The following is an 18205-nucleotide window of genomic DNA, read 5'->3' as shown; positions in this document are numbered from 1 at the left end:
TACAAGAGGTCATCGTGAGTCTAGCTGCAACAAAACGCGCAATTATTGGGATGGGCAAAACGGGCCAATCCTGCGCACGTTTTTTGCAAAGTCGCGGCGAGGCGTTTGTGTGGTGTGATACACGCGCAGCGGTTGCCAATGTGGATACCTTGCGTGCGCAATATCCTAGTGTGGATTTTTATTGTGGCGCATTGGATCCTGCTCTGCTGTGTGAAATGAATGAAATTATTGTCAGCCCCGGCGTTTCGGTGCTGGAGCCGGCGCTGCAAGCAGCAGCAGCGGCTGGCGCGAGTTTGTTGGGTGATATTGAGTTGTTTGTGCGTACAACCACAAAGCCCATAATCGCTATCACCGGTTCCAACGCCAAAAGTACCGTAACAACTTTAGTGGGTGAAATGGCGACGGCTTGCGGCCTGCGCGCTGGTGTGGGCGGCAATTTGGGTACGCCGGTGTTGGATATGTTGCAACACGATGCGGAAACAGATTGCTATGTGTTGGAGTTGTCGAGTTTTCAGTTAGAAACCACGCACAGCCTGCAGGCACTTGTGGCAACGGTGTTGAATATCAGTGACGACCACATGGATCGCTATGACAGCGTGGCGGATTACACGCAAGCCAAACACAGAATTTATCAGCGTGCGAAAAATATTGTTTTCAACCGCGCCGATGTATTGACGCAAGCCGATGAGGCGATTTCTGCGGTGCGTTGGTCCTTCGGTGTGGATGATTCTGTAAATACTGAACAGACGGTTTGTGTTCGAGAAATTGATGGCCAAGCGTATTTAGTATTAGGGGAAACCCAAAAGCTGCTGTTGCTATCAGATATTCGTATTGCCGGTATGCACAATGTTGCCAATGTTGCTGCCGCTTTTGCCTTGGCAGCCGCCGCGGGTTGGGATTTGGAAAAATGCGCAACGGCAGTGCGAAAATTTAATGGCTTACCGCATCGTTGTCAGTGGGTGGCAGAAAAAAATTCTGTGCGTTTTTATAACGATTCCAAAGGCACGAATGTCGGTGCAACAATTGCAGCAATTGAAGGTCTCGGCACAGATAAGAATGTGGTACTGATTGCTGGCGGCGAAGGAAAAGGCGCTGATTTTTCTGTGTTGGAGCCTGTGGTCAATCGCCATGTGCGCGCTTTGGTATTAATAGGGCGTGATGCCGACATCATCGCTGCCAGTTGTCCGCGTGTGCCGCATTTTCTGGCGCTGTCTATGGTTGATGCGGTGCAGCAGGCTGCAGGCATTGCACAAAATGGCGATGTGGTTTTGTTGTCACCGGCCTGTGCCAGCTTCGATATGTTTCAAAACTATGAGGATCGCGGCCGACAATTTTGTGCGGCGGTGGGGGCGCTGACATGAAAGAGTTGATGTCAAAAACACGCACAGTGTTGGCTCGTGTAACAGACGGCGATTATCCGGTGCGCAGTAATCATCGCGGCAATTTGGTGTGGGAAATGGATACGCTACTTCTGGTGATTACGCTGGCGTTGTTGTGCATTAGTTGGGTAATGGTGAGCTCGGCATCATTGGACTATGCGACTCAAAAAATGGGTGACACTTTTTATTTTGCAAAACGCCACGGTATTTATGCCTTGATGGCTTTAATGTTGGGTGCTGTGGTATTGCGTATTCCGTTTTCATTCTGGCGAAGAGTCGATAGCTCTTTTCTGGTGATTGCTGTATTGCTGCTGCTGCTAGTTCTGGTGCCACATATCGGCAAACGCGTGAATGGCAGTCAGCGCTGGATCAGTTTGGGCTTCATGACTCTGCAAGTGTCCGAAATTGCAAAGTGTGCTGCCGTTGTTTTTTTTGCTGGTTATTTAGTGCGTCGTCGCGACGAGATGTATGCCAGTTGGTGGGGCTTCGGTAAACCATTTCTGGTGTTGATTGGCTTGGCGTTTTTGTTGTTGGCTGAACCGGATTTTGGTGCAACGGTTGTTATTGGTTTGTCGACACTGTCGCTGCTCTTCCTTGCTGGCGCGCCGCTAAAGCGCTTTTTGCCATTCTTGGTGTTGGCGTTATTCGCTGCAGGTGTGCTGGCAGTGACAGAATCTTATCGTTTCGCGCGATTGATGGCGTTTGTCGATCCATGGGACGAAGCCGTGATGTACAAAAGTGGTTATCAGCTCACGCAATCCTTGATCGCTATTGCTCGTGGTGAATGGTTGGGCGTGGGTTTAGGACATAGCGTGCAAAAACTTTTTTATCTGCCAGAGGCGCACACGGATTTTGTGTTCAGTATTTGGGCAGAGGAATCCGGTTTGGCTGGCTGTGTGGTTGTGATTGGGTTGTTCGCCGCATTGGTGTGGCGCATGTTTCGCATCGCGCGTGTGGCTGCTGATCGCGGTGAAATTTTTGGCGCTTTGGTGGCAATGGGTTTGGCATTAGTGATTGCCTATCAAGCCTTTATCAATATCGGCGTGGCGTCGGGTTTGTTGCCGACAAAAGGATTGACGCTGCCTTTTATTAGCTATGGCGGCAGCAGCTTGATGATCAGTGTGGCGATGGCTGCGATGGTGCTGCGTTTGAGTTTTGAAAATCGATTGGCGATGAAACCGCATGTGGTGAAGGGATGAGCGCGAAGCGAAAAGGCCGTGCATTAATTATGGCTGGCGGTACGGGCGGCCATGTTTTTCCTGCGCTTGCCGTGGCGAAAGTGCTGCGTCAGCGTGGTTGGCAAGTGGAGTGGTTGGGTACACAAAATGGCATTGAAGCGCGCGTAGTACCAGCGGAAAATATTCCACTGCATTGCATTACTGCTGTGGGTTTGCGCGGTAAAAATGTAAAAAAACTATTAGTGGCGCCGTGGCAATTGTTGCGCGCACAGTGGCAGTCATGGCGCGTGTTGCGGCGTTTTCGCCCAGATGTGGTGTTGGGCATGGGCGGCTTCGCTTCTGGCCCCGGCGGTTTGGCGGCGCGTTGGTTGCGCATTCCCTTAGTTGTTCATGAGCAGAATGCGGTTGCCGGCACTACTAATCGTATTTTGTCGCGCCACGCAAAAAAAATATTGTTTGCCTTCCCCAATGTTTTTCCGCAAGGCGAATTGGTTGGCAATCCTGTGCGCGATGACATTGCCGCACTGGCATTTGTACCTAAGAAAATTGCGTTGCCGCCAGTGCGCTTGCGTTTACTGGTGTTGGGTGGCAGTCAAGGCGCGCGCGCCTTGAATACTTTGCTGCCACAGGCTTTGGCGCTGTTACCGGAACATGAAAGACCAGATGTTTTTCATCAAGCCGGACGCGATTTGTTGCAGGAATCAGTGAAAAATTATGCCAAGGCGCAGGTAACAGCGCGTATAGAGCCGTTTATTGAAAATATGACGGAAAGATACCAGTGGGCAGATTTTGCTGTATGTCGCGCAGGCGCGATGACGGTGTACGAATTGGCCTGCGCGCAACTGCCGGCCTTGCTAATTCCTCTGCCTACAGCAATTGATGATCACCAAACCATCAACGCGCGCTGGTTTGAAAAAGTGAAAGCTGCGCGGGTGTTGCCGCAAGCAACCTTGGACGCCAAAACACTGGCGCAGGAAATACAAACGCTAATGAACGATCGTAAAGTGCTGCAGGCGATGTCGCACGAAATGAAAGGTTTGGCGCAACCGGATGCAGCCAGCAAAGTGGCCACCATTTGTGAAGATATTTTTGCGGAGAAAATGTCGCGTGACTGATCCTCAACGCATGAAAGAAACGAATTTTTTTATTCCTGATATGCGTCGCATTCGTCGCATCCATTTTATTGGCATTGGCGGTGCAGGCATGTGCGGCATTGCGGAAGTGCTGCTCAATCAGGGTTACATGATTTCTGGTTCAGATTTGCGTGAAGGAGCCGTGGTGTCTCGTTTGCGTGGTTTAGGCGCAGAAGTGGTCATTGGTCATTCGGCAGACAATGTGGCTGCGGTGGATGTGGTGGTGGTGTCCACGGCGATTGATCCAAAAAATCCTGAATTGGTGTCGGCGCGTGAGCGCCGCATTCCTGTGGTGCGTCGCGCAGAAATGTTGGCAGAAATTATGCGCTATCGTCACGGCATTGCTGTGGCTGGGGCGCATGGAAAAACAACGACGACCAGTTTGATTGCATCCGTTTTGGCTGAGGCGGGGCGCGATCCCACTTATGTGATTGGTGGTTTGCTCAACAGCTCGGGCAGCAATGCGCGCTTGGGTGCCAGTCGCTATTTGGTGGCGGAAGCGGATGAAAGTGATGCTTCGTTTTTGCATTTGCAGCCTATGGTATCGGTAGTGACTAATATCGATGCGGATCACATGGAAACATATGGCGGCGATTTCAAAAAACTGCAACAAACCTATGTGCAGTTTTTACATAATTTACCGTTTTATGGTGTGGCGGTTGTGTGCGTAGACGACAAACCGCTGTGCGAAATCCTGCCGGAAGTTGGCCGCCCCATGTTGACCTATGGCATGAGTGAAGCAGCAGATTTTCGCATTGTGGATGTAGTGCAGGAAAAAATGCAAAGTCGTTTTACCGTGTTGCGCCCTGAGCATCCGCCGATAACAGCTGTGATCAATTTGCCCGGTATACACAATGTGCAAAATGCAGCCGCCGCGATTGCGGTTGCAACCGATGAAGGTATCGCCGACGAGGTGATAGTGCGCGCGCTGGAAAAATTCCAGGGTGTTGGGCGGCGTTTCCAAGTTTACGGTGAGTATCCGGTAAATAACGGCACGGCTATGTTGGTAGATGATTACGGCCATCACCCGCGTGAAGTGGAATCGGTTATTCAAGCGGTGCGCAAAGGTTGGCCGGAGCGTCGCTTGGTGATGGTGTATCAACCGCATCGCTACACGCGCACGCGTGATTTGTATGACGATTTTGTGCAGGTGTTATCCAAAGTCGATGTGTTGTTGTTGTTAGATGTTTACTCAGCAGGTGAAGCATTTATTGCGGGCGCGGATAGCCGCGCACTCGCGCGCAGTATTCGTCAACGCGGACATATTGATCCGGTGTTTGTGGAATCTATTGATGCGGTGCCAGAAATCTTGGCACCACTGCTGCAAGCGGGCGATATTGTAGTGACGCAAGGTGCAGGCAATGTTGGTGCGCTGGCGGGTATTTTGGCGGAGTTTTTTGCAAAAAGCGGTGGCGAACATGAGTAACGCGCAGCAACAAAAATATGGTCATGTTGCCGTGTTGTATGGTGGTTTATCGTCGGAGCGAAAAATTTCACTGAAAAGTGGTCAGGCTGTTGCGGATGCTTTAATGCGCAGTGGTGTGTCAGTTGAATTGATTGATGTTGGCTCGGATTTTTTATCGGTGTTGACGGCACAACAAACAGGAAAGCGCCAGCAGTGGGATCGTGTTTTTATCGCCTTGCACGGCGTGGGCGGTGAAGATGGCACTATGCAAGCTGTATTGGATATGGCGAGCATTCCCTACACTGGCAGCGGTGTGTTGGCTTCCGCGCTGGGGATGGATAAGTGGCGCACGAAAATGGTGTGGCAAGCACAAGAGTTACCTACACCTGCATACGCTTTGTTGCACGAAGCTACCGATTGGGATGCGTGTATGACAGCGCTCGGCGGTTGCGCGATTGTGAAGCCTGCGTGTGAAGGTTCCAGTATCGGCATGCGCCGCGTGACCAATGCGCAAGAATTGAAAGAAGCTTTTGCGTATGCAAAAGCGTTTGCTGGCGCGGTATTGGCTGAAGCGTGGGTGACAGGCGCAGAGTTCACCGTGGCGATTTTGAATGGCAAAGCGCTACCGGCGATTCGCTTAGAAACTGATCATGCGTTTTATGATTTTGATGCGAAATATTTGAGCAACAGCACGCGCTATTTGTGTCCTTGCGGCCTGTCGGTTGAAAAAGAACGCGCACTGCAACAGCTGGCGGAAGCGGCATTTTCTGCCGTGGGCTGTACAGGCTGGGGGCGTGTGGATGTGATGCAAGACGCACAAGAAAATTTCCATTTGTTGGAAGTGAACACTGTGCCTGGCATGACTGATCACAGCTTGGTGCCAATGGCGGCCAAGGCGGCAGGCTTGTCGTTTGAGGCGCTGGTGTTGGCGCTGCTCGATGGCACGCTGTCTGAAAGAAAAATACAAGAAACAAGTGCGCAAGGTGTTGTCGATGGCGGCTGAGCGAACATTGAGCACATCAAACTTTGCACGCACAACAACGGAGTTGGGCGCGACGGCGTTTGAACGAACAAGTTTTGAACGCACAGGCTTTGATCAAACAGGCTTGGATAGGACGCTACCTGGAAAAAGTGTCGCCTACGGCATGGGTTTGCTGCTGATCCAAACAGTTTTTGTCTGTGCTTTGATTGCGGGTGGCTATTTTGCGTTGCCTTGGTTGCAGGCGACATTCAACAAACCTATAGCGCGCGTTGTGGTGCAAGGTGAGTGGCAGGCGCTGGATAAAAAAACGATCAAAAATGCAATCGCTATTTATGAGGCCGATACTTTTTTAAGTATTGATCTCAATAAATTGGTGCACGATTTGGAAGAGCAGCCGTGGATTTCTCGCGCCAGAGCGCGGCGTGAGTGGCCAGATACGGTCGTGGTTGACTTGGTGGAGCAAAAGCCAATCGCCTATTGGGGCAAACATTGGATGGTGAATGCCAAAGGACGAATTTTTGAACACCAAGGGCTGTATCAAAACCAAGCGTTGCCGCAGTTGTGGAGTGAGATTGCCATTCCTGCAGAAACCATGAATTACTACCAAGTTTTTGAGCATCAATTGCAGGTAGTCAATTTGCGCCTGCAGGGAATTAGCCAGAATTTGCAGGGCGATTGGCAGTTGAAGTTGGATAACGGCATGCGCGTGATACTTGGGCGCTCTGACCCTGCCAGCAGTATTCGCTATTTCGTTGGCATCTATCAGCAGGTGGTTTTGCCTTCGCAGCGACAAGCTGAAGTGATTGATATGCGCTATCGCCACGGTGCGGCCATTCGTTGGCAGCAGGTGGCTATTAGCCCAGAAGACACAAACAAAAAAAATGCAGGAGAGAAAACATGAATGGCGATCAAAATCGCGTGGTTGCACTGGATATTGGCACCTCTAAGGTGGTGGCCTTGGTGGGCGAAGTAAACGCCGATGGGCAGCTGGAAATTGTTGGCATCGGTAGCCATAAATCGACCGGTTTGCGCAAAGGTGTAGTGGTGGATATTGAATCCACGGTGCAGTCGATTCAGCGTGCAGTGGAAGAAGCGGAGTTGATGGCGGGTTTTCAGATTCATTCAGTCTACGCAGGCATTGCCGGTAGCCACATTCGCAGTTTGAACTCGCACGGTGTGGTGGGAATTCGTGATCGCGAAGTGCAGCAGGCAGATGTAGAGCGCGTGATTGAGGCGGCGCAAGCGGTGGCAATTCCCGCCGATCAAAAAGTGCTGCACATTCTGCCGCAGGAATACATCATCGATAGCCAAGAAGGTGTGCGCGAGCCGATTGGCATGTCGGGTGTGCGTTTGGAAGCTAAAGTGCACTTGGTAACTTGTGCAGTGAATGCGGCGCAGAATGTGGAGAAGTGTATCCGCCGCTGCGGTTTAGAAGTGGAAGACATCGTACTGGAGCAATTGGCATCCAGTTATTCCGTGCTCACTGAAGATGAAAAGGAATTGGGCGTGTGTTTGGTGGATATCGGTGGTGGCACAACCGATATTGCCGTATTCACGGAGGGATCGATTAAACACACGGCGGTGATTCCCATTGCGGGTGATCAAGTAACGAATGACATCGCGATGGCGTTGCGCACTTCGACGCAATCGGCGGAAGAAATCAAAGTCAAATATGCATGCGCATTGACACAACTGACGCGCGCAAATGAATTGATAAATGTTCCCAGTGTTGGTGAAAGAAATACTCGTGAATTATCGCGTCAAACACTAGCAGAAGTGGTAGAACCACGGTACGATGAACTGTTTACGCTGATTCGCGCAGAACTGTGTCGCAGTGGCTTAGAAGGGTTCATCGGCGCAGGGATAGTATTGACGGGCGGCACTGCAAAAATTGAAGGGGCAGTGGAGTTAGCGGAAGAAATTTTTCACATGCCGGTACGCGTGGGGGCGCCAGCAAATATCAAGGGATTGGATATCGTGAAAAATCCTATCCATGCCACGGGGGTTGGGTTGCTGCTTTACGGAATCAAGCAACTGAAAGAAGGCAAACCGAGCGCGGATGGGGAAATAGAGAGCACGGGGGTGCTCGAAAAAATAAAGCGTTGGATCAATAAAAATTTCTAACCATTTAAGGAAGTTTCACATACAGCTGTTTAACAAAAACAAGGTGGGGGAAAACCATGTTTGAATTAGTCGAAAACCTAGCACAAAACGCAGTCATCAAAGTGATTGGTGTCGGTGGCGGTGGCGGCAACGCCGTTCTTCACATGGTGGAGAATAATGTCAGCGATGTGGAGTTTATTTGTGCCAACACCGATGCACAGGCGCTGAACAAAATGAAAGACAGTACCGTGCTCAAAATTGGTGGCGGTGTGACCAAGGGTTTGGGTGCAGGTGCTAACCCTGATGTCGGTCGCCAAGCGGCGCTGGAAGACAAAGAGCGCATTGCTGAAGTGTTGCGCGGTGCCGATATGGTGTTCATCACCGCCGGTATGGGTGGTGGTACAGGTACAGGTGCCGCGCCGATCGTGGCGCAAGTCGCGCGCGACATGGGCATCTTGACGGTAGCGGTCGTCACTAAACCGTTTCCATTCGAAGGCAAAAAACGCATGGCGGTGGCACAGCAGGGCTTGGCGGAATTGTCCGAGTATGTTGATTCATTAATCACTGTGCCCAATGAAAAATTGCTGCCCGCCCTAGATAAAAACGTCACCATGTTGAGCGCGTTTAAAGCGGCAAACGATGTGTTGTTGGGCGCGGTGCAGGGCATTTCTGAATTGATTTTGAAAGAAGGCTTGATCAATGTTGATTTCGCCGATGTGCGCACCGTAATGTCAGAAATGGGCGTGGCGATGATGGGTACAGGCAAGGCGTCTGGCGAAGGCCGTGCGCGCGCAGCTGCCGAAGCGGCCATCCGCTGTCCGCTGCTGGAAAATGTCGATCTGCAAGGCGCACGCGGTATTTTGGTCAATGTCACCGCTGGCTACGATCTCGGTTTGGCCGAGTTTGAAGAAGTGGGTGCAGCCATTCACGAGTTTGCTTCGGAGAACGCCACCATCGTGGTGGGTACGGTAATCGACCCAGACATGAGCGATGAGTTGCGCGTGACCGTGGTCGCCACCGGTTTGGGTCACAAGCCTGCCGCTGAAAAACCAACGAAAGTCGTGGATAACACAGTGGGCCAGTCTCGCGCAGTGAGTGCGGGTGCAGTGCCTAACTATGACGAGCTGGATCGCCCAGCCGTGATGCGCCGTCAACAGCAGCGCGATAGCTATAGTCCGTCCTACGCAAGTGGTGGTTTGGACAGCGGTTATTCGCCGCGCGCTTCAGCCGCCATGCGCAGCGAGGCGGAGTATGCTTCGCCGGCTGTTTCTGCTGATCAGCAAGAGTATTTCGATGTGCCTGCGTTTATCCGCCGTCAAGCGGATTAATTTGCATCACTTTGTGTAAGGCTTTGAACCCTTTCTGGCACCCCCGCCAGAAAGGGTTTTTTGTGTTTGTTGGGTGGCTCGCAGCCACTGGCTATAATGCTCCGCTCAATGTCAATCCTTAGACCAACTACAACGGGAGTCCTGTTCGTGTCGGCCAATGCCTCTAAATCTCCATCCGTTATCACCATGGCTGAGTTAGATCTCGCCGGTAAGCGCGTATTAATTCGCGAAGATCTCAATGTGCCGGTAAAAAACGGCAAAATCACTTCCGATGCACGCCTCGTCGCGGCGCTGCCGACGATTCGTTTGGCGCTGCAAAAAGGCGCGGCAGTGATGGTGTGTTCACACCTCGGTCGCCCAACAGAAGGTGAGTTTTCTGCGGAAAATTCCATGCGGCCCGTAGCGGACTACCTCAGCAAGGCACTGGATTGCGAAGTAAAATTGCTGAGTAATTATTTGGATGGTGTCGCCATCAATGCCGGTGAAGTGGTGTTGTTTGAAAATGTACGCTTTAACAAAGGTGAAAAGAAAAATAGCGACGAATTGGCACAAAAATACGCAGCCCTGTGTGATGTGTTTGTGATGGATGCGTTTGGCACCGCGCACCGCGCCGAAGGTTCTACGCACGGCGTTGCCAAATTTGCCACGGTTGCCTGTGCGGGTCCTTTGTTGGCCGCTGAGTTAGATGCTTTGGGTAAAGCGTTGGGCAATCCCGCGCGCCCCATGGTGGCCATTGTTGCGGGCTCTAAAGTGTCAACCAAATTGGATGTGTTGAATTCCTTATCTACTATTTGTGATCAGTTGATCGTCGGCGGTGGCATTGCCAATACCTTTTTGGCGGCGGCTGGTTACAAAGTGGGCAAATCATTGTGCGAGCACGATTTAATTGAAACAGCAAAAAATATTGCGGCAAAAGTGAAAGTGCCGCTGCCGGTGGATGTGGTTGTCACCGATGCCTCACAAACGGGTGATGACTTTATGGCGTTCGTCGCCAACAGCAAACCCATGGTAAAAACGGTAGCAGATATTAGCGACAACGACATGATTCTCGATATCGGCCCCCAAACAGCACAGCAATTTGCGGAGATGTTAAGCGCCGCTAAAACCGTGTTGTGGAATGGTCCAGTCGGTGTGTTTGAAGTCGATGCCTACGGCAAAGGCACGGAAGTGATGTCGCGCGCAATTGCTAGCAGCAGCGCATTTTCTATTGCGGGCGGCGGCGATACTTTGGCGGCCATTGATAAATACGGTGTCGCAGAAAACATTTCTTATATTTCTACCGGCGGCGGCGCTTTCCTTGAGTTCGTGGAGGGAAAAGAATTGCCTGCTGTTGCGATTTTGCGCGAACGCGGACAACACTAAATTAACGGAGATTTTTTATGGCCTTGGTAAGTTTGCGTCAATTGCTCGATCACGCTGCGGAATACAACTACGGCGTGCCTGCTTTCAATGTGAATAACTTGGAGCAGATGCGCGCCATCATGGAAGCGGCAGATAAAACCGATTCACCCGTGATCGTGCAGGCCTCGGCCGGTGCGCGCAAATACGCCGGTGCGCCGTTTCTGCGCCATTTAATTTTAGCGGCGGTGGAGGAGTTTCCGCATATTCCTGTGGTGATGCACCAAGATCACGGCGTGAGCCCGGCTGTGTGCCAACGCTCCATCCAACTCGGCTTTTCTTCGGTGATGATGGATGGCTCACTGGGCGAAGACGGCAAAACGCCGATGGATTACGACTACAACGCGCGTGTCACCAAAACTGTGGTGGATTTTGCGCACGCTTGCGGCGTGTCGGTGGAAGGTGAAATCGGCTGCCTCGGTTCTTTAGAAACCGGCATGATGGGCGAAGAAGATGGCCACGGTGCAGAAGGTGTACTCGATCATTCACAGCTGTTAACAGATCCAGAAGAAGCCGCCAATTTTGTGCGCGACACTGGTGTGGATGCGCTGGCGATTGCGATCGGCACTTCGCACGGCGCTTACAAATTTACGCGTCCACCCACGGGCGATATTTTGGCGATAGAACAAGTCAAAGCAATTCATGCGCGCATTCCCAACACGCATTTGGTGATGCACGGTTCTTCATCTGTGCCGCAAGATTGGCTGGCGATCATCAATGAATACGGCGGCGACATCAAAGAAACTTACGGTGTGCCGGTGGAACAAATTGTAGAAGCGATTAAACACGGCGTGCGCAAAGTAAATATCGATACCGATTTGCGCTTGGCGTCCACGGGCGCGATTCGCCGTTTCATGGCGAAAAATCCTGCCGAGTTTGATCCACGCAAATATTTGAAAGAAACCGTGGGCGCAATGCGCGATGTGTGTATTCAACGCTACGAAGCGTTTGGCACCGCCGGTCAGGCGAGCAAAATCAAACCGCTTTCACTGGAAGTGATGACAGATCGCTACGCCAAAGGCGAACTCAGCCAACAGGTGAAGTGATTTTTTCCTGCAATAAAAAAAGGCCGCTGATGATGCGGCCTTTTTTTATGCTTGTTGAAAAAGAAAATTACGCGTTTTCTTTCAGGTAGGCCTCGCGCGCTTTGAGGATTTCCGCCTCGGCCGCTTTGGCATCTTGCCAGCCATCCACTTTCACCCATTTGCCAGGCTCCAGATCTTTGTAGTTCTCAAAAAAGTGTTCGATCTGTTTGATTAACAGTTGTGGCAAATCAGAAATTTCTTTCACATTGTCGTACAGCGCCGACAATTTTTTGTGCGGTACGGCGAGCAGCTTGGCATCTTTGCCCGCTTCATCTGACATGTTCAGTATGCCGATGGGGCGCGCGCGGATAACGGAACCTGGTGTTACAGGGTATGGCGTAACAACCAACACATCCAATGCATCGCCGTCTTCTGACAGTGTGCCTGGGATGTAACCGTAGTTGGTGGGATAAAACATCGGCGTAGCCATGAAGCGATCAACCATCAAGCAATCGCTGTCTTTGTCGATTTCGTATTTGATCGGCGCGTGGTTGGCCGGAATTTCGATAGCCACATAAATATCGTGCGGGAGTTCTTTGCCAGGAGGCAGGTCGTTATAGCTCATGATGTTGTCTCGTGCGGGTGGGTAAAAAAGCGGCGGAATTGTAGCAGTGGCTCACTCGTTTTTCACTTGCACCACGCCAGGGATGCTGTTGCTCACTGGCAGTCGCGACAACTGTGCCGCCATGTTCAGTGCAATCTCGCGGTAGTAGCTTGCCAGCTTGCCAGCTGGCTCTGCCGCTACAGTGGGCGTGCCGCTGCCCGCTTGCTCGCGGATATGGCGATCCAGAGGTAGAGAGCCTAGCAGGGGCACTTGATACTCCTCGGCGATGCGTTCGCCGCCACCGGCACCAAAAATATGCTCGGTGTGACCGCATTGGCTGCAAGTATGCATGCTCATATTTTCAATGATGCCGAGTACGGGCGTGTGAATTTTGCGGAAGGCTTCGATGCCTTTGCGCGCATCCAGCAGAGCAATGTCTTGCGGCGTGGTCACCACCACGGCGGCGGTCAGCGGCGCAGATTGCGACAGCGTCAGCTGAATGTCGCCCGTACCCGGCGGCATGTCGATCAACAAATAATCCAACTCATCCCACAGGGTTTGGTTGAGCAGTTGTTGCAGCGCGCCGCTGGCCATAGGGCCGCGCCACACCATGGGCGTTTGCTCGGTCACTAACACGCCCATCGACATCAGCTGCACGCCGTGCGCCTGCATAGGCACGAAGTATTTTTGATCGCGGGTGTCGGGGCGGGCATCGGGCGCAATACCCATCATCACGGGAATGCTGGGGCCATAGATATCTGCGTCCAATAAACCGACGCGCGCGCCTTCAGCAGTGAGAGCCAAAGCCAAATTGACCGCCGTGGTGGATTTGCCCACGCCGCCTTTACCGGAGGCAACGGCGATTAAATTGCTGACTCTGCGCATGGGCGCCGCTTTGCTGTGGCTTTCGTGATTGGCGACGCGCCAGCGAATATCCAGCGCAATGTGAGACAACTCAGGCAGCGCTTGTTTGATGTGTTGTTGCAAGTCAGTATCAATGTTGTCGCGTTGCTGCGCGGAAATTGGGAAGCCAAACTCTATTTCAATGGAAGCGACATTCTGATCGACTCGGATGCGGCGCAGACAACCGGCTGTGACCAAGTCGGTTTGTAGGTAAGGGGCTGTCCAATGTTGCAAGGCAGTTTCAATTTGGGGGATCAAGGCGGCCATGTGGCTATTGCTCAAAGAGGTTGTTACTATCGACAAAACTTACGAGCTCAATTCTACCATTTGCTCCAACAGGCAGAGAAACAATAATAGTTGGGGGTGGTTGTTCTTGGGTGGGGAGCTAGGCACGGAAGATGCGTAAATGTTGAGTCACTTTACCTACATACGAATGCTGAATTTGCTGCTGGGTGTTTCTCTGGCAGTGACATCGTTTGTGGTGTCTTATAAACACGAACGCCAGCAAATTTTTCAAGAATTCACTTCGCAGGTGGATGCGTTAGCCAGCTCATTGGAATTGGAGCTAGGTAGAAACATTGCGGTTCTGAATTCGTTTCGCAGCTTTCATGAAGCGTTTCCCCAAGTCGAGCAGCGAGGTTTTTCTACATTTAGCCGCAACGCACGCGAATACAACGACGGTGTATTCGGCATGAAGTGGGTGCCGCGCGTATCGAATGAAAATCGCCCCGCATTTGAGGCGGAATTAAAAAAGAAATTTGCTATTCAAGGCATCACAGATGTGGCGGAATCGCAAGAAGGCAGTGGTCACTACTCACTGTCTCCGGTTAGCGATGAATATTACCCCATCATGATGTCGGAGCCGGAAAACAGTAAAGAGTTGCCGGTTGGTTATGATTTGGCATCCACGATTGTAACGCGCACAGCGTTGGAGACGGCGACATCGAATGATCAGGCAATTGCTTCGACACCGTTAAAAATTACGGAGGATGGCAAGCAAAAATATATTTATTTTATTTCGCTACCTTTGTACTCACAAAATGCAGAGAGTGAAGAAGATCGTCAGAAAGCGATCAAAGGTTTTGTTGTTGGTCTTTACGATATTGACACTATTTTCAACGATGTCTTAGAAAATGCGTGGAACTGGAATGAAGCCAACGATATTGCCTTGGATGACAATTCCGGTCAGGTGAGCGGTGCATCCATTCGCGTATCTGAGCATGTTGGTTCAGACCTCATTGATGACGAGCGCTTCGTGTATTCGAAGCAGTTGTCTCCCATCGCAGACTTACAGTGGTTTTTGGTTGGCACGCCATCTAAAACTTATTTCAGTAGTCAGCGCACTTTGTTCCCATATATGTTGGGTGTCGGCATTTTGTTGTTTTCTCTGATGATCGAGGCGTATTTGCGTGTGCTGCGTCGTATGGATAACGAGCTGCAAGATGCGGCGTTGATGGATGGTTTAACACGCATCCCCAACCGCCGCCGTTTCTTTGAGGTTGTGCATAAAGAGTGGCCGCGCGCGCAGCGGTTTTTCCGTCCGCTTACTATCATTTTGTGCGATGTCGACAACTTTAAAAAATACAATGATGTCTATGGTCATGTGCGTGGTGATCGTTGTTTGCATGATGTGGCGCAAGCCTTACAAAAAAGCGTACATCGCCCCGGTGATGTTGTGGCGCGTTATGGTGGTGAAGAGTTCGCTGTTATTTTGCCGGAAACCACTTTGGAGGCCGCGCGTGAAGTGGCAGAAAAATGCAGGCTGTCTGTACAGGAGTTGGGTATCGAGCACGCAGCTAATGCGAACTTTGGTGTGGTGACGATCAGTGTCGGCGTTGCGTGTGTAGTGCCGGAAGATGCACTGCATTACGGTGACTTGATTGAAATGGCTGATCAAGCTTTGTATGAAAGTAAAGAGCGCGGCCGTAACTGCGTGTCTTTGTATCGCACAAAGTCTTCTTTGTTGTAACTCAGTGTAAGGTGCTTACATAGTGTTAGCGACGAAAGGGGAGGTGTCCTCAAAAGCGAAAGCGCCTACGCGTAGTAATACTGAGCGCATAGCTTTCCCACTCTTATATTTGTTAGCTTTTATTGCGATCGTTAGTGTAATTGTAAGAATTTACTTGCGGCACGATAGTTTTGGAATTTGGGATTTCCCATTCATATTTGATTTCGCTAACGAGTTTATAAAAACAGGTGTTTTATACAGTCAGGATCCCTCCCTTTATAAACCTTCTGTCCCTGTTGGATATCCGCATCCGCCGCTGTCACCTTCTCTTTTAGTTTTTGTAATAAAACTTGGATTTTCTAGAGAGGTAATATTTAACTTTTTGTCATTTGCTCATGCCGCATGTTTTCTAGGAGCTGTTTTTTGTTGCTGGCTTGGTGCCTTTGCAAGACATTCTTTGGCCTTTCTTTTTGCTGTTTTTTTTGTCGTAGCTATGATGGTTCCTACGATGGAAAATAATTTGATGCTCCTTTTACTTGAGCCATGTCTTCTATTGATTGTTTGCCTTTCTTTGGCTTGCCTTTCAAGAGGTCGTGATTTTCTGGCTGGTTCCTGTATTGGGTTTGGGGCTATGTTGAAAATCTACCCTGGAGTTTTCCTATGCTATTTTTTGTTAACGCGTAGATGGAAGTCTGTTTGGGGTGCGGTGTGTGCTAGTTTTGTTTGTTTGTTGTTTTCTATTTTTGTTATGGGTGTGAAGGAAAATGTAACATATTTTTTGGTGGCGCTTCCCCAGCAGCTTAAAGAGTTGCCCTATCTGTTTTTTTATGAAAACACATCGCTCCCTAGTTATGCATTGTATTTTGATCTTCTGTCACCCGAGAGTGCAAAGCGCGCCGGCACCATCATTTTTCTCTCGCTGTTGTTTTTGTCGCTCTACCCATCCAGTGTGAGGCCGCTAGTCACTAAGAAAAAAAATATGGTTGCAGCTATTGATTACGCTGTAATTGTTGCATTGCTGGTTTTGTGTATGCCAAATTCGTGGTGGAATTATCAGATACACCTATTGGTTCCTGCTGTTGTTGTCGCTATATTTTTGGCGAAGCAAGACCGGGTGGAATGGGGGCTGCTATCTTTATTCACCTATTCGATAATTTCTTTGTCTATTACGGTAGTCATGTCAATTGATAATGATATTCAGTATTTTATCGACATGGATAGTTCTGTGCGCATGATGTATATAGTGCTGAGAGGGTTGCCTAATGTCATTCTTTTTGGGCTGCCTTTTTTTATTCGGTGGCAGATTTTTCTTGGGAAGCAGTACAACTATTAAGCTGAATTTTCGCTTACTCTGTAGCCGCTAGCGCTTCCACTAGTTTTTTTACGCCGATCACTTCCATGCCCTCAATTTTTTCGCGCGGCGCGTTAGCAGCAGGAACAATGGCTTTGCGAAAACCGTGTTTGGCCGCTTCCTTTATCCGTTCTTGACCGCTGGGTACAGGGCGAATTTCTCCCGATAAACCCACTTCACCAAACACCACGAGATCGCGCGGCAGCGGGCGATTGCGAAAGCTGGAAACCATTGCCAATAACGACGCAAGATCCGCGCTGGTTTCATTCACTTTCACGCCGCCTACCACATTCACAAACACATCTTGATCGCCCAGCATCAATTCGCCGTGGCGGTGTAGAACAGCGAGCAACATTGCCAAACGATTTTGATCCAGCCCGACGGCGACGCGGCGCGGGTTGCCGTAGGCATTGCTGTCGACCAATGCTTGAATTTCTACCAACAGCGGGCGCGTGCCTTCCCACACCACCATCACCACCGAGCCGCTACTGACCTCATCGCTGCGCGATAAAAAAATTGCCGAAGGATTATTCACTTCGCGCAAGCCTTGTTCAGTCATGGCGAACACGCCGAGTTCATTCACCGCGCCAAAACGGTTTTTGTGGCTGCGCAGAGTGCGGTAGCGGGAATCATCGGTGCTATCCAGCATGATAGAGGCGTCGATCATGTGCTCCAGCACTTTGGGGCCGGCGAGGGAGCCGTCTTTGGTGACATGCCCCACCAAAATCAGCACCGTGCCGGTTTGTTTGGCAAAGCGCGTCAGCAGTGCTGCGCATTCACGCACTTGGCTGACAGAGCCGGGCGCGGAGGCCAATTCCGGCCAGTGCATCACTTGGATGGAGTCCACCACCATCACGGCGGGAGACAGCGATTCCGCAGCAGACAGCAGCGACTCAATGCTGGTTTCCGACAGCGTGTGCAATTTATCGACAGGCAGCCCCAAACGCCGCGCGCGCATAGCAACTTGTTGCAGTGATTCTTCACCCGTGACATACAAACAGGTTTGTGTGGCGGCAAGTTGGCACAACAGCTGTAGCAGTAAAGTGCTTTTACCTGCACCTGGGTTGCCGCCTATGAGTACGGCAGAGCCTGCCACCAAGCCGCCGCCGAGCACGCGATCCAACTCGGCACTGCCGGTTTGTAGGCGTGCTTGCTCTTGCAGCGCGATTTGATCCAGTGTTTGTATGCCGCTGCCTGCACTGCCGGCAAAACCGTCGCGGCGCGCAGGAGCACTGTTTTTTTTGCTGCTGCCGAGTCGCACCTCAGACAGCGTATTCCAGCCGCCACAAGCGGTGCATTGCCCAGCCCATTTGTTGTAGTCGGCGCCACAGTCATTGCAAACAAAAGCAGTTTTATTTTTTGTCATGGGAGCGTGTGAAAATGTTGATAGTCAGTGAGGCGCACATGGTACACCGCTGTGTCCACACTGTTTGCAGTACGGCTTTTTCGAGACTGTGTGTCGCGCTTT

At 50.9% G+C, this 18205-nt stretch carries 15 protein-coding genes; 12 read left to right on the top strand and 3 right to left on the bottom strand.

Annotated elements, in window-relative coordinates; all coding sequences use genetic code 11:
* Positions 1-14 precede the first annotated feature (14 nt).
* The 10 genes from IPK30_03425 (at position 15) to IPK30_03380 (ending at position 11952) form a co-directional block, all read left to right on the top strand.
* A complete protein-coding gene (locus IPK30_03425; GenBank protein ID MBK8102348.1) occupies positions 15-1361 on the top strand; it encodes a UDP-N-acetylmuramoyl-L-alanine--D-glutamate ligase in 1347 nt (448 codons plus the stop codon).
* Positions 1362-1456: 95 nt separating this feature from the next.
* Positions 1457-2578, top strand: a complete 1122-nt coding sequence (gene ftsW / locus IPK30_03420; GenBank protein ID MBK8102347.1) for a putative lipid II flippase FtsW — start codon at positions 1457-1459, stop codon at positions 2576-2578.
* A complete protein-coding gene (gene murG / locus IPK30_03415; protein MBK8102346.1) occupies positions 2575-3672 on the top strand; it encodes an undecaprenyldiphospho-muramoylpentapeptide beta-N-acetylglucosaminyltransferase in 1098 nt (365 codons plus the stop codon). The genes ftsW and murG overlap by 4 nt, the downstream gene beginning before the upstream one ends.
* A gap of 10 nt (positions 3673-3682) precedes the next feature.
* Positions 3683-5116 carry a UDP-N-acetylmuramate--L-alanine ligase gene (gene murC, locus IPK30_03410; GenBank protein MBK8102345.1) on the top strand — a complete coding sequence of 478 codons (1434 nt, stop codon included), beginning with the start codon at positions 3683-3685 and terminating at the stop codon, positions 5114-5116.
* The gene (locus tag IPK30_03405; protein ID MBK8102344.1) at positions 5109-6098 is read left to right on the top strand and encodes a D-alanine--D-alanine ligase; all 990 of its coding nucleotides are present in this window, start codon (positions 5109-5111) and stop codon (positions 6096-6098) included. Before murC ends, IPK30_03405 begins: the two co-directional genes overlap by 8 nt.
* Positions 6034-6978 (top strand): cell division protein FtsQ/DivIB, encoded by a 945-nt coding sequence (locus IPK30_03400; protein MBK8102343.1) that lies wholly within the window; start codon positions 6034-6036, stop codon positions 6976-6978. The genes IPK30_03405 and IPK30_03400 overlap by 65 nt, the downstream gene beginning before the upstream one ends.
* Positions 6975-8201, top strand: coding sequence for a cell division protein FtsA (gene ftsA, locus IPK30_03395; GenBank protein ID MBK8102342.1), 1227 nt, complete (start codon positions 6975-6977; stop codon positions 8199-8201). Before IPK30_03400 ends, ftsA begins: the two co-directional genes overlap by 4 nt.
* Before the next feature lie 56 nt (positions 8202-8257).
* Positions 8258-9508, top strand: a complete 1251-nt coding sequence (ftsZ, locus tag IPK30_03390) for a cell division protein FtsZ (protein ID MBK8102341.1) — start codon at positions 8258-8260, stop codon at positions 9506-9508.
* A gap of 108 nt (positions 9509-9616) precedes the next feature.
* The gene (locus IPK30_03385; protein ID MBK8102340.1) at positions 9617-10870 is read left to right on the top strand and encodes a phosphoglycerate kinase; all 1254 of its coding nucleotides are present in this window, start codon (positions 9617-9619) and stop codon (positions 10868-10870) included.
* Between the two features lie 17 nt (positions 10871-10887).
* Positions 10888-11952 carry a fructose-bisphosphate aldolase class II gene (locus IPK30_03380; GenBank protein ID MBK8102339.1) on the top strand — a complete coding sequence of 355 codons (1065 nt, stop codon included), beginning with the start codon at positions 10888-10890 and terminating at the stop codon, positions 11950-11952.
* A gap of 67 nt (positions 11953-12019) precedes the next feature.
* On the opposite strand, the gene ppa is transcribed toward IPK30_03380, so the two are convergent.
* Both ppa and apbC read right to left on the bottom strand, forming a co-directional pair.
* Entirely contained in the window at positions 12020-12556 is a 537-nt protein-coding gene (gene ppa / locus IPK30_03375; protein ID MBK8102338.1) for an inorganic diphosphatase, read from the bottom strand.
* A gap of 51 nt (positions 12557-12607) precedes the next feature.
* Entirely contained in the window at positions 12608-13705 is a 1098-nt protein-coding gene (apbC, locus tag IPK30_03370; protein ID MBK8102337.1) for an iron-sulfur cluster carrier protein ApbC, read from the bottom strand.
* A gap of 139 nt (positions 13706-13844) precedes the next feature.
* Between apbC and IPK30_03365 the strand changes: the two genes are divergently transcribed.
* Together IPK30_03365 and IPK30_03360 are read left to right on the top strand one after the other, a co-directional pair.
* Positions 13845-15407: a diguanylate cyclase gene (locus IPK30_03365; GenBank protein ID MBK8102336.1), complete on the top strand. Its 1563-nt coding sequence runs from the start codon at positions 13845-13847 to the stop codon at positions 15405-15407.
* A gap of 22 nt (positions 15408-15429) precedes the next feature.
* A complete protein-coding gene (locus IPK30_03360; GenBank protein MBK8102335.1) occupies positions 15430-16719 on the top strand; it encodes a DUF2029 domain-containing protein in 1290 nt (429 codons plus the stop codon).
* Between the two features lie 13 nt (positions 16720-16732).
* On the opposite strand, the gene radA is transcribed toward IPK30_03360, so the two are convergent.
* Positions 16733-18103: a DNA repair protein RadA gene (radA, locus tag IPK30_03355; GenBank protein ID MBK8102334.1), complete on the bottom strand. Its 1371-nt coding sequence runs from the start codon at positions 18101-18103 to the stop codon at positions 16733-16735.
* Positions 18104-18205: the final 102 nt, after the last annotated feature.

The sequence above is a fragment of the Cellvibrionales bacterium genome, assembly GCA_016713115.1.
Lineage (GTDB): Bacteria > Pseudomonadota > Gammaproteobacteria > Pseudomonadales > UBA7239 > UBA7239.
Note: the sequence above shows the minus strand (reverse complement) of the source record. Positions and strands in the feature narration are given on the sequence as shown.